The organism is Candidatus Saccharibacteria bacterium oral taxon 488 (assembly GCA_013100805.1).
GTDB lineage: Bacteria > Patescibacteriota > Saccharimonadia > Saccharimonadales > Saccharimonadaceae > Nanosynbacter.
Window position 1 is genome coordinate 330401 of the sequence record CP040000.1, and the last position, 12839, is coordinate 343239.

A 12839-nucleotide genomic window follows, 5' to 3' on the forward strand; every position below is an offset into this window, starting at 1 on the left:
GCGCGGTGGGGCGCTGCTTCAAGCCGAGATCCCGAAAAACCTACCGTAGTTTTGTTACCATTTCTACTTCGCGGGCCATAAGACCATATTTTTCATAGAACGCTATGGCGCGCTGGTTGCCGCTCAGTACTTTTAACCGTAAGGTATCGCAATTTTTACTCTGGAAATAACGCTTCATTTCATCCAGCAAGGCTCGCCCGATACCGCTACCTCGCTGCTCTGGCTCGACATAGAGCAGTCCGATCCAGCCGTCTTTTCGCGGCGCGTGCACCGCATCAAAAACAGCGTCTTGACCAGGCTGATGATCAATAATCACGCCCTGAATAAAGCCGACCACCTGGCCATTCTCCTCGGCAACATACATCGCGCCGTCCATATCCTCGCTATCGTCGATCATCCGCTGCATGTAGCCGTGCGCGTCTCGCGAACTGGCAAACGGCAGCGATTCCGCAGTATCGTCAACTTGGGCAAAATATGCGTGCAGTTTGATCGCCAGCTTATCAATTGCGGCGCGGTCTTTGGGGTGGAAGGGTCGAATTGTCATAATGAAATCATACTATGGTGGAGTATCAATGGTAAAGCTCATGCTGTCGCTAAAAAGGCTTACCTAAATAGAACGATTTGATTTTTATTCTTTAGCAAAAATCAATTGTTATATCATTGTATATAATTTTTTAATTGTTTTACTAGGGATGAATTTGACTTATTCCCAAAACTTATCTTCTTCGTCTTGTTGTTCTGCAAAAGTCCACACTTCCTGTATCTTGCCATCCTCTATTCTAAATAAATCAATGCCGGGATCATTTAGTTTTTCACCTTCTTTTTCAGCTAAAGAAACGACACTGGCGGCCACAAAACAGTCATTACTTGCAGCCCAATTTGTAATTACTCTAAATGTACCATTACTTCTTTTGATAAATTCTCCTAGACGCTCTCCTAGCGCCTGTTTTCCTTTAACAATTCCTGAAAGTGGACCCTCTCCTCCCATGTGCCATACAATATCATCAGACATCGTTTCAAAAACTGCTTCAACATTTCCCTTTGATAATGCTTCTGTATAAGCATTAAATACTTTCATGACCTCATTTTTCATAGCTGTTCTCCTTTCATTTTTTGAGAAATGTTTTTCTCTTACTGTCATTATACATTACGACTCAGAAACTTTTACAAGGAAAACGGGCGATTATAATCTTATATCACCTAAGTGCAGGTATGAAAAGGTTTGGTGAGCCAACCAATATAAATGTGGAACTCCTTTTTCGCGATTTGTTTGTGCTGTGTGATCGCTTCAAGGAGCTCGGTATGGTCATTAAAAATAGTGAGGTGTATTTGCCGGATTTGGAGGAGCGTGATGTTTAATTTGCGAAAATCAAACTCAAAACTCTACGACCAAAATACTTTCGACGACCAGTTTATGCGCGACTTACGAAAGGCACGAAAAAGCATTATCATCGAAAGCCCGTTTCTCAGAACCGCTCGAGTTAAAAAATTTATCCCGTTATTTCATAGTCTCAAAAAGCGTGGTGTGGAAATACTACTCAATACCAAGCCGCCCGAAGAACATGACGAAATATACAAATTGCAAGCCCAAAAATCCCTAGGTTTACTACAATCTGCGGGTGTCGAAGTTCTTTTTACAGTTAAACATCACCGCAAATTAGCCATCATCGACAGAGAAATTATTTACGAAGGCAGCCTAAACATTTTCTCATATCGTGACAGTTGTGAGATAATGAGAAGGACAATATCTGTGCTTGAGGCAGAAATGTTGATAGATTTTATCGGCTTAAATAAATTTATGGAGGTGAGATAATCATGAACGACGAGGACACGATCAAGAATCTTCGTCTGTACGAGGACGAAGAAACGATTCGGAAAACGATCCACTACTTGGAACTTCACGACCCAGAAAATGCCAATCGCGAATACGCGGTCGGATTCCTGAAATTCATGCAGCGGTTTGCGCACGTCGCTAGCAAGAATGAGGAGTTTGATTTTGAGGGGTTTTTGGAGAAATATAAAAAATCTTCGGACTCTTAATACTCAATGATGTCTAGCTAGAGAGTAGGTTTTTAATTTTTGACTTAATGTTAGTATATATTACCGATAGTCTGTCTTTGGCATCTTGTGTAAGCCTTGATGTATGCATTAGTGCATTACGAATTGGCATAAAGGCCTTTTCATCACATATACCACTGTCTTCTGCATAATTATTTTGCGATAAGTAAGCTAAGTAGGTCAACCGCTCCAAATCTAGATAGAATAAATCGTCGTTATCTTGACGTATATCTATAGATAGATTACTCTTGTTCTTCCTCTTTATTTCCATTTCTCGGTAACGCTTGATTTGCTTCCTCGCTATACAATCAGGATCTGTGTTATCATCAATAGTTATGGATTGATATCTTATTAACTTTCGAGTGAGGTTTTCTAATATGAAGCATTCCGTATATGATTGAAGGTTAAAAGTAGCATCCTCTTCAAGCCCATTTATCCATTTCTTTATTCTTTTAATAGGCTCTGAATTATCGGGCAAATCTGGCTTATATTCGTTTACTGTCTCGTTGTATAATTTCTTTGAGGCACGCTCCTTCTGTGAAAAACGCGGGTTATCATTATCTCCATCTTGCTTGATCTCAATACGCCACTTATCCCATTGGTCAATTATAGATTTAACAACCGGCTTTATATCTTCAAGCAACTCACGGAATAGTGCGTCGTCAGACACGATTCCCTCGCGGCTACTAGTAAATCTGTCAATCCCATCTCCGTCAAGATCATTATAGTGGATCTGTCCATACATATAACTTTCTGGTACTCTTGCGCTTTGAATATGCTTTAGTATGTCTCGCTCGCGAAGCCGGCCATTAACGAACAAGTCTACTCCAACTCTTTCTTGAGCTCCTAGTATGTTTAGGTCTTTTGGCTTTTCAACCGAGGCTATGAAACCGCTAACATTCTTATAAATATCAATATCCGCTGTCCGCACTGCTAATGCTGAGAGGGTGTAAATAAATGAGTCTTGATCATTTTTATTAATTGGCCACAAAAATTGAGTCCTATCGGTTAAATCTTTTATGTCGTCTAGATTTATTTCATTACCATCAACGTAAATCTTGAAACTTTCATCAACGAGAGAGAAGCGAAAATATAGTGCAATAGCTTTTCGTATATTCTCTAATGTATTGACTATACCGCCCTTAAGATTAACGAACTTGATAATAGTCCCTTGTTCCATTCCGTCAAGCAACTTTATATCTTCACTAGAAAGCGCTCCTAGATTGTATGATTCGTGATCTCTGTCATCTTGTATAGCCTCATCTAGCTCGCTGTTGTCTATCACTCCACCGGTGACTGGCTCACCAGCTTTTTTCGTCACTATAACGACGCGGTTAGCGCACGAAAGGAGGGCTAGTTTTCCAATTCCTTTTCTACCTATATACGGACGACCTTTTCGTGAGTTTGACCCATTTGTCCGTTTTGAGTAGCCAATTCTTAAAAACTTGCCGCTAAAATCAGATGCGGACATACCGTCGCCATCATCAATAACGAGCATTTCTGATTTTTCTCTATTTATGATAATTTTGACATTATCAGCATCTGCATCCCAAGAATTAGATATAGCCTCGCCTAGTATGGTTATAAAGTTTCGATAGAGATTTCTACCAAGACTATTTAGTACTGCTAACGATATATTAAAAGTAAATTGACCATCGTTTTCGGCGTTCATAATTCTATATTCTCCAAGTGATCATTGATAGACATGCCAATAATTTTCCCTAAATCAACTGGCACAGCATTGCCTATATGTCTACTGATTGTGCCGATTGCAACATTATTAACATCTTCGAAAAATTTATAATCTCTTGGAAAGGTCTGGAGCAGTGCACCCTCTCTGAGAGATATCGCTCTATCTTGCTCAGGATGACCATAACGACCAGTACCGAATGAATAAAATTGCGTTGTAATAGTCGGCGAAGGCTTATCCCATTCCATTCGACCATATACACTGCCGAATGACTTGCCGGACGGCTTTTTGTAGCATTCTGGCAGTAGTAGCTCGTCCCAGTCTCGCCACGTGCCGCCTGGTTTTGATTGCTTGATTCTCTTAAGATTTATTTCGGTTAATCCAGCACTTCTATGAAGAGGGTCACTTTCGTCAATTTGTCCTTGAGATATTACAGGCAGCCCTGACAATACGTCTCTGACCGTAAGTTTTTTCTCTATAGAGGTTTCTGGAATTAGCTGAATTTCACCGTGTTTTGATGCCAATAGAACAAGCCGACGACGCTTTTGTGGTAGCCCGTATTTACTACAGTCAACTATTTTGTAGCTCGTATAATAGCCTAATTCATCTAGCTTCTTCAGAAAATCTTCAAATATGTCGTACTTGTGAAGCTCTGGAACGTTTTCCATAGATACAATATCTGGCTTTATGTCTTCAATATACTGAGCAAACGACCTCAATAGATTCCAGCGGACGTCTGTCTTGGTGTCTATACTTTTGCGGTATTTATTGGCGTGACGCGAAAATCTCTGACAAGGTGCACAGCCGACCAAGACCTTTATATCAGCTTTTCCGAACATATTATCTACGTCTGAACTTGGTAACTTTGATACATCTGCTTCAATAAATCTTGTATGGTTATTCTCTTCGTAGGCGTACCGGCACGTTGCGTCATTATCTATACCAGCAACGACATCAAGTCCAGCTTTTTTTAGTCCGCAAGTTAACCCACCCACGCCGCAAAATAGGTCTACGACGGCAATGTTATTATTCATACTTACAGTATAGCAATATATACTGCTTGTGCCTAGCTAAAGTCTCAGATTTCATCTATCATCGGCTCCGTCTTAACCTGTGACTGCTTCCTTGTTCGCTTATCGGCTTTGGCGGCTTTTCTTGATACAGTTCTGCCAACCTTTTTTCGTTCAAAAGTCTCTTCTCGCTTCTTAGCAAACTCCTTTCGTGAATGTTTAACAATTTCATCTCGTACCGTCTCATCACCTTCGCTTTCTAGCAGTAAAGTCTGCCCAGATAGCGGCTCTTGCGCATGCACTGCCGCCAGCCGAGCGTAATAATTGTACGCTGGCAGATTGCTGATTTCGCCCGGCTCAATATATGGGCTAAACATCGGCAGCAAACGCTGTTCATCTTGCGGATTGCCGGTTCTAAAGCAGATAATCGTGCCAACATTTGCCAGGATTATATTCACTGTTTGCTGGTCGCTTTGCTGCGAAGTGGACTGCTCAGCCATGATCATAAAGACGCGATATTTGCGGCTTTCGGATAGCATTTGTACAAATGACGTCGTGGCGAAATTTTGAAACTCATCGACATACAAATAGAACGTCCGCCGCTCCGCCTGTCTGATGCGGGCGCGGCGGAGACTTGCGAGCTGGAGCTTCGCAAGTACGGTGATTCCAAATAGCTCAGATGTGTCTTCGCCGAGCAAGCCTTTAGACAAATTACAAACCAGTATTTTTCCCGAGTTGATAATATCATCAAAATCAATTGTCGATTTTGGCTGCTCGAGAATTTGCCGCGCTGACGCCGAAAATAAAAATCGTCCAATCTTCGCCGTAATTCCCGCCGACATTTTTACTTTCTGCATGTCGCCAGCTTTACCGAACTCGTTCTTCCAGAAGTTTATCAAGTTTGTATCGTCAAGATTTTTGACAACACTGCGGCGATACTTAGGATCATTTAGCAAATCAAACACAGTGAAAAGCGTGGGATTTTCCTGCGTGAGTGCGGTTTGAATGGTGTTGCGCAAAATGTATTCGATACGATGCCCACCCGAATCCTCGTCGCTAAATATTTTTCGAAAAATCGACACGACCGACTCGGTGATAAGATCTTTTTCGCGCATCAATTCGCTACCGCCTAGCCCGGGCGTCAACTCCAATAAATTCAAGCCAATCGGATAATCCAAATCATCGGGATTGAAATAAATCACGTCACCAAGGCGCCCTGGCGGAACGTGCCGCAAAATCGTCTCCGCCATATCGCCATGCGGGTCAATTACAGCCACGCCTTTGCCGTTACAAATATCTTGCACAATTTGATATTGCAACATCGTAGTTTTGCCGCTACCTGTACCGCCGATGATGTACTGGTGGCGCTCGCGCTCAGCTTCCATCAAGCCAATCGGCGTCACCGTATTGTGATGATGATTTTCACCAATAATCACATCGAAACCTTCTGACTGCTTGAGTGAAATCGGCGCGGGTAGCGTGCGGCTGAGCGAAGTTATCAGATTGTCGGTTTTACTATGATAACTTGAAGGAAAATGAAACAAGCTAGCAAGTTCGCTTGAAGCGAGGATCATGGAGCTATTTTTATGCAGCGATGGCAGGCGCTTTATGGATGCAAGAATTAGCAGGTTGTTCAGAATAGGCAGACGATACTTTGCTTTGAGTGATTGATATGGCGGCGTACTAAAACCGTCCAGCGCGGATTTAAGCGCGGCGATATGTCTCTTTGTTTCTGGACTACTTACCATGACGCGTAGGTTGACATAAAATAGCGGACGAGTCACTTTTTGGTGCATGGTTTCCATTAGTTCTAATTCAAAAGCACTTAGCATGCGTGCCGGGCGGTCGTCTCGCGACACCTTGATTTGATGCCGCGAAGGTCTGATTTTTAAATTGTAATAATCGTGGTGGCTAGTTGTCAGGCTAGTATGAACTTCGCCGACAAGGTCGGTTGCGCCAGAAGAAATTTTGCCAAAAAAGCTAGCTAATCTGCCGAGCATTGATAGTTTTTTGCCGCTAACATATTGCAAAATATTTTCATTGCCAAGAATTTTATGTGACAAAATCTCTGCTTCGCGTAAGCGTGTTGGTGTTGCTATAAGCTGCAAAATAATCTCCTCATCATCATTCAGTCTAGTCATCGCGCCAATCACATAGCTGAGTGGATCGCGTTGCTCTAGCGTCGAATTTATAGCTAGCGGCAAAACATAATGTCCAGTTTCTCGAAATTCAATAACTTGGTAATTGTCGTTATTCTTCCGCTCAACTGCGCGAACTTTTGAGTCGGCGATGTAGGAGGTAATCACTTTTTGCATGTTCGCAGCGTGACGCCGTTCGACCTGCACCAAATACCGCACGCCGTGCTCTTTAGTTGATGTAATTTCAAAACTCATAACTGGCGACCGACCGAGCAATTTTTCTTTGAGTGAGCGCGCCGCCCGATGTCCATGAATTACCGAAAATAGTTGCTCGGTTGCTTCAGGTGTTTTGGCGATCGTGGCAGGCGGTGTAATTTCCAGCCAAACCATGCCTCGTGTTCGCAAATATCGACGATTCAAAACAAAACGAATCACCAACCACAAAATGACCGCGCTAATCGTAAGCGTGATTACGATTAAAACTATCGACCCAAGCCATAAGGCGGTAGCGAGGTAATCGGCTGTGGATTCCACGGCTGTGCTCCTGGTTCATTATGAATAAATTTATACGATTTGGCGACTTCTTTGGAAAAAGTGCGCTGCGACACCACGTTTAAACCGCGCGCGTTCATTTCAGAAATTTTCCAATCACCGCTGATTTGATTAACTTCTATCACATACGCAACATGTCCATAAGGGCCTTCATCAGTCTGAAAAACTGCACCAGCCGCTGGTGTATCGTTGACGATGTAGCCATCACGCTTGGCGTTATCATCCCAGGTATTAGCGTTGCCCCAAGTGTTCGGAATCGGACTGTTTGCCCACCGGCGCATCGCATACGCCCACCACGTACAGTTACCCCAGGCGTAAGTGTTTCCGGGCATCACGCCGCCGTTATAAAAACCACGTTCTTCCGCCGCTTTGGCGCTCGGTGCATTTGCTAAAAAGCTCATTGCCGGTAAGCCAAGTGATGAAATAGCTAAAATCGGAAACATCAAAATAAGCAATAATGTAGCGATGATTATAGCTATAATTTTCTTAATGCTGAAACCAAAATTTGTAAACAAAACTACCGCGCCGTTCATGATGAATACAACTCCGCAGGGTTAGTTGTAATGAGCGGATGCTCTTTTTCGGCTGCCACAACTTTAACGGCAACATGGTTTTGGTCGGCGATAAGCAGAGCATCGCCTCGCTCGCAAGTGAGCAGAAAGCTTTGCTCATATTCACTGAGGTTAAATTCGTTAACCACGCCTTTGATAGTCGTTGTATCCTGGCGCATTAAAATTCGCAGCGCGCTTTGCGAAGCGATGGCGCGGCCGTATTCACTTTTGAGAAAATCGTTGGCTTGCTGTGATATGATCGACACACCGAGGTAATATTTACGAGCTCGACGCACCAGCCCCGCCACGAATCGCGCCGACTCCTCGTGCTGTAACAAAATCCAGCCTTCGTCAATAATCAGCAGCCGTTTTTCCGGCTTAGCCATGACTTGATTTTTCACAAAATTAGAGATAATCAGCATCATAATTTGGCGCAAATTTTCTGGTAAATCTTTGATGTCGAAAATGACCAAGCGGTTGTCTAATTTAACATTAGTTTGCGCATTGAATACATCTGCCAACGAGCCAGAAATATATTTTTCTAATTTTTCGCACAATTTTAACTGACCCAACTTTCGAAGTTCCGCATATAAATCTTCTAAAAGTGGCTGCTTGGTTTTTGATTTTTTGTAGATTTTCAAAACCGCTTTATCGATGGCGGCTTTTTCGCGCGCCATTAGACTTTCAGCCATCAAACCGATTACGTCCATTAAGTCTTGTGTATGTTCAGACAGATCACTAATTTCGTGAACGGTCGTTGCTAGGTCGAAAGGATTAATTTTCTGCTTACTTTTGGCAGATAATTTTATGTATGTACCGTTTACTGATTCGGTGAGGCGCTTGTATTCACGCTCTGGGTCGATGACGATGACGCGCGTGCCTTGCATGAGTTGGCGTAAAATTTCGACTTTGGTAGTGTAACTTTTGCCAGCGCCCGACTGCGCAAACGTGATTGAATTAGCATTATGCAAACTAAATCTATCCAAAATAACCAGCGAATTGTTTGATTTATTGACACCGTAAAGAATACCCGATTCCTGTACTAATTCTGACGACATAAACGGAAAAGTCAGGGCGGCGCTGGAACTATCAAGGTTGCGCTTTTGCGCCAGCTGGTCTTCGCCGCGTGGTAAAATTGACTGCAAAGCTTCCAGCTGCTGATAGCGCGCTACTTTTGAGTAAAACAGCCGCGCCGATAGATTCGCTTCAAGCAACTTGGTGGTTTTATCAAGTTCTTCTTTAGTCTCAGAGCGGATGCAAATGTATATCGCCATTTGGAATAATTTTTCTTGACCGCGCTGAATTTTATCACGCAAATCAATCGCCGATTCAAGTGGGTCGGTAATTTCCGAGCCAACAATCCGTCCTTCGCGCATCATCGCCCGGCGCGTGGATTCAAGTTCGGTAATTTTACGATTTAGTTTTGGCAGTGCCGCTCGGGCATCTACTTCGTGTAGATGATAACTAATGTCGATGTCGTGATTAAAATGAATCAAGCTGTCCATCCAATCCGAACTCGCTACGAACGGATATCCAGAAATGAATAGCGTGCGCATGTACACCCCATCAATGCAAAGATAATCAACATTTTCTTCCAGCCCAGCGTAGGATAAAATATCCAGAGTGTCTTGTTCGCCAAACGTGATATTGAGTTCTTTTTGCCGCTCTTCGCGCTGGCGGTCACGACGGCGTTTCGGGGCGCTAATTGCGTTGCTGATTCTTTTGATAAATATTGGTGTACGTGATTTTCTAATCATTTAATTTCGCTCCCGTCTCGCATGAGCGCGGTGTGAATTGTTTGCAAAGCGCGTTCAGTTAGCGGTTGAATTTTTGCCTGCGTCGGGCTGTAAAAACTGTAGAACAAATCAAGCAATTCGAGGCTATCAAGCTGGTCGGCGCGCATACCGAGCCGCGCCATACCTTTGGCGATAATATCAATACGGAGTTTGAGTTGTTCGCGAATTAAATCAAAATCAGCTTTGTTGTCGGTCGGTCGAAAAGGAATGATGATATAAAAATGTCGCGTCAAAATCTTGTTGTCGGTGATGAGCGAACGAATAAATTCATCGTAATTTTTCAGTTGAATTTTATAGACAGGAATCGTCTCGCTTTGCAGTCGATAGTTCAGATCTTCTAAATATCCGTCCATATCAATTTCGCGCGTACGTACTAAAATTTGAATCGGCCAACCAATTGAATTGAGAAAACTTTCGTAGGTATCAATAATTGCGTCTTGCTCATCCTCGCTACGCAGTTCAAAATTCAGCGCCGAAACGGACAAGATTGCCCGATAATTATTCTGCGGTAATAACAAAATTCCGTCGCGCACACCCTTTAGTACAATCTGTCGCCTAGCACTAGATTTAGCGTTTGACTTTCGTAAACCGAACATGCAAACCTCCTTTCTTGTCAGTTTCAAAACGAACATTAGCGGTTGGATCATCTATAATTTGGCGGGTTTTGATGGTTGATATGTTGTCTAATTTTTCTGGCTTTTGCGGCTTTTCGGCTGGTTTATTTATGGGTTCTTCATCCTCGCGCGGAGTACTTTTATACTCATCACGAAACGCAGTAGTGTTTTTATTGAACAAATAATATTTTGGTCGTAAATTGTAACGTAGTACCGTCACCAACCAAAGTGCGATGATTTTACCCTTAATGCGAACCGACAAAATCCCACAAACGATCAAACTTAACGCAATCAAAACGTATTTATAAAGTGTACCGTTCATGACCGGCGGCAGCAGCGCGAAAACTCCCGCGCTCAAGAAAACAGGAACCATCAAAAGTATGATTTGCGAAAAACCAAGTTTGCCGATAATCCGATCTTCTACGGTGGTAACCTGCGCGGGAACGACTGTCGTTTTCATGATTTTTTACCTCGCTGTTTGGTCGATTTTATTTTTGATCCGGCGCGGTAAGTCATGCCAGTTTTTGGCGGTTTTGATTCGGGCATATTAACAACGGTTGGATTATTTTTGCTACGCGGATTTACGGCGTAGGTGATTTCCGCATCGCCTTTTTTGTTCAGATAACTTACTTTCATCGGCGACTTTGTTTGGCGCGCCACCGTTTCTAGAGTCGAGTGAACCCGGGCTTTTTTGGCGGCGTGAGTGGTATTCTTCACGCGCTGGGTCGTTTTGTGCGCCACTTTCGAGCCAGTGCCTGTCATGTAGCTGACGCCGTTCATAAACTGACCACCCAGCTTCTTTAGATTGCGCGCACCCATACTAACGAAACTAAATTGTATCATCACGCCTTGAACTTTTAATAAAGTCAGAATAGTTGCTATGCCTGCTACCATCGCCATCAAGGTGTCGGGAAATGCATTGTTACTGCCGCTAGTCGCCATACCAGAAAACAGCGACGACGCTAATTGCAATATAACCACATGGACAAACAAAACGAAAATTGTTGATAAGAACGTCTTCATCGAAGTTTCGGCAAAATCACGAAACCCCGGCACTAACCACAACATGCTCACCAGCGGTGACAGAACAGTGCCGATAAATAAAGTGATTAAACGCATAACATAATACACCAACAATATGACCGAGCAAATCAGAAAAGCCACCATGATCAGCAGCGCCGCCACGCCCTGACCAGACGTTTTTTCGACAACTTTGATGAGCGTACTCCAGACGGTCGATGCACCCGAAATTTGGTTGACTGCCGAGATGAGAACGTTGGATAAACTAATGATGCCATCAATCAAAAATATCGAGGTGTTCATCAGCAAAAATATCAGCGCTATGCGTGGCAGTAGGTGCTTGACTTCAACTTCGTCAAAACCAAAACTCGACGCGCTCATGACCTGAAATCCGACTAGCGCCACAACTAAAATTAACAGCACATCAGCGATGCCGACAATCGCTAGCCATAGATTAAACACGGCTTTATTGCTCGCCATCAACGGCGTCGATTTGGTGAAAAATTCTAGCGCGCTCAAAAATGGCGAGGCTATGGCGTTAATGATCGACGACAATAGCCCCGTCACAGCTTTGATGATCATCTCGATCAAGCCGTTGTTTTCTGATTTGGGCGTGACTGCCTGTAGGTTCGGTAGGTTTGCGTCATTTGGATTTTGCACCGCTTGATACGAACCATTAAGGATAGAAACTATTGTCACGGCAGCCAGTACGATGACCAGCCCGATCACCGCTTTCTTGGCGATACTTTTAGCGTGCTCCATGCGGTCTGGTTTGCCGCTACTGGTTATGTAAATATAGCCAGCATGCGCCAAAAAGAAAGCGCAAGCCAGCGACGCAATGCCCGATAAGATTTTGGCTGTCGGCAAAACATAGTCGCGCACGGTTTTTATGGCGCCAGCCGCATCGGCAAAGAATACTAAATTGCTAGTGAAAATATCGACAAAGTCGAACATGGACGGGTTATCCTCCGAAGGCTTGTCGCGCTAAGGTCGTTACGATGTTCGCCAAAACAAACGCCGCAATGACAATCGCCAGACCAATTGCTGACCACGTGATAGTGCGCTTTGCTTTGTCGAGCTGCTCAGGATTTCCCGAGCTAGTGATATAAGTAAAGCCGCCAGCAACAAAAAAGCCGGTCGCCACCAAACCGGCTAGTCCCGCCACCACTTGGATGACGCTTCGTATAAAATTTTCGACATTACTGACACCCGCTGGCGCAGCTAGTGCTACATTCGCCAACACAAACGGCACTCCAGCTGCGATAAATATTGCCGCCAAACAATATGTTTTTCTTGACACCATAAACTCCCTTTCACCAGAGCGTGAACTTTTGTGTTTACCTCTGTTATTTTTACGTTAGCAGGCATTAATTTACTTGGCAAGACGGCACTTAAAAGTCTGCTATAGTG

Annotated in this window: 13 protein-coding genes and 1 pseudogene; 3 read left to right on the forward strand and 11 right to left on the reverse strand. The window is 43.6% G+C overall.

Annotation, left to right across the window (positions count from 1 at the left end; translation table 11 throughout):
• Positions 1-40: 40 nt before the first annotated feature.
• Positions 41-544 carry a GNAT family N-acetyltransferase gene (locus tag FBF27_01670; GenBank protein ID QJU09125.1) on the reverse strand — a complete coding sequence of 168 codons (504 nt, stop codon included), beginning with the start codon at positions 542-544 and terminating at the stop codon, positions 41-43.
• A 159-nt stretch (positions 545-703) separates the two neighbouring features.
• Positions 704-1093 (reverse strand): nuclear transport factor 2 family protein, encoded by a 390-nt coding sequence (locus tag FBF27_01675; GenBank protein ID QJU09126.1) that lies wholly within the window; start codon positions 1091-1093, stop codon positions 704-706.
• Between the two features lie 41 nt (positions 1094-1134).
• Here FBF27_01675 and FBF27_01680 point away from each other — a divergent pair.
• The 3 genes and pseudogenes from FBF27_01680 to FBF27_01690 all read left to right on the forward strand — a co-directional run bounded on the left by FBF27_01680 (position 1135) and on the right by FBF27_01690 (position 2040).
• Positions 1135-1230, forward strand: a pseudogene (locus FBF27_01680) (transcriptional regulator).
• Positions 1231-1243: 13 nt separating this feature from the next.
• Positions 1244-1813 carry a hypothetical protein gene (locus FBF27_01685; protein QJU09127.1) on the forward strand — a complete coding sequence of 190 codons (570 nt, stop codon included), beginning with the start codon at positions 1244-1246 and terminating at the stop codon, positions 1811-1813.
• Between the two features lie 2 nt (positions 1814-1815).
• Entirely contained in the window at positions 1816-2040 is a 225-nt protein-coding gene (locus FBF27_01690; GenBank protein QJU09128.1) for a hypothetical protein, read from the forward strand.
• A 13-nt stretch (positions 2041-2053) separates the two neighbouring features.
• Here the strand turns inward: FBF27_01690 and FBF27_01695 are convergent, their stop codons facing one another.
• From FBF27_01695 to FBF27_01735, 9 genes are read right to left on the reverse strand one after another with little or no spacing between them, the layout of a single operon-like run.
• Positions 2054-3730, reverse strand: coding sequence for a DNA mismatch repair protein (locus FBF27_01695; GenBank protein ID QJU09129.1), 1677 nt, complete (start codon positions 3728-3730; stop codon positions 2054-2056).
• Entirely contained in the window at positions 3727-4782 is a 1056-nt protein-coding gene (locus FBF27_01700) for a DNA cytosine methyltransferase (protein ID QJU09130.1), read from the reverse strand. Before FBF27_01700 ends, FBF27_01695 begins: the two co-directional genes overlap by 4 nt.
• 44 nt (positions 4783-4826) lie before the next feature.
• Entirely contained in the window at positions 4827-7331 is a 2505-nt protein-coding gene (locus FBF27_01705) for a hypothetical protein (GenBank protein ID QJU09131.1), read from the reverse strand.
• A 47-nt stretch (positions 7332-7378) separates the two neighbouring features.
• A complete protein-coding gene (locus FBF27_01710; protein QJU09132.1) occupies positions 7379-7981 on the reverse strand; it encodes a CHAP domain-containing protein in 603 nt (200 codons plus the stop codon).
• A complete protein-coding gene (locus tag FBF27_01715; GenBank protein QJU09133.1) occupies positions 7978-9756 on the reverse strand; it encodes a DUF87 domain-containing protein in 1779 nt (592 codons plus the stop codon). Before FBF27_01715 ends, FBF27_01710 begins: the two co-directional genes overlap by 4 nt.
• Positions 9753-10391, reverse strand: coding sequence for a hypothetical protein (locus tag FBF27_01720; GenBank protein ID QJU09134.1), 639 nt, complete (start codon positions 10389-10391; stop codon positions 9753-9755). Before FBF27_01720 ends, FBF27_01715 begins: the two co-directional genes overlap by 4 nt.
• Positions 10363-10869: a PrgI family protein gene (locus FBF27_01725; protein QJU09135.1), complete on the reverse strand. Its 507-nt coding sequence runs from the start codon at positions 10867-10869 to the stop codon at positions 10363-10365. The genes FBF27_01720 and FBF27_01725 overlap by 29 nt, the downstream gene beginning before the upstream one ends.
• Entirely contained in the window at positions 10866-12383 is a 1518-nt protein-coding gene (locus FBF27_01730) for a type IV secretion system protein (GenBank protein QJU09136.1), read from the reverse strand. Before FBF27_01730 ends, FBF27_01725 begins: the two co-directional genes overlap by 4 nt.
• A gap of 7 nt (positions 12384-12390) precedes the next feature.
• A complete protein-coding gene (locus FBF27_01735; GenBank protein QJU09137.1) occupies positions 12391-12732 on the reverse strand; it encodes a hypothetical protein in 342 nt (113 codons plus the stop codon).
• Positions 12733-12839 lie beyond the last annotated feature (107 nt).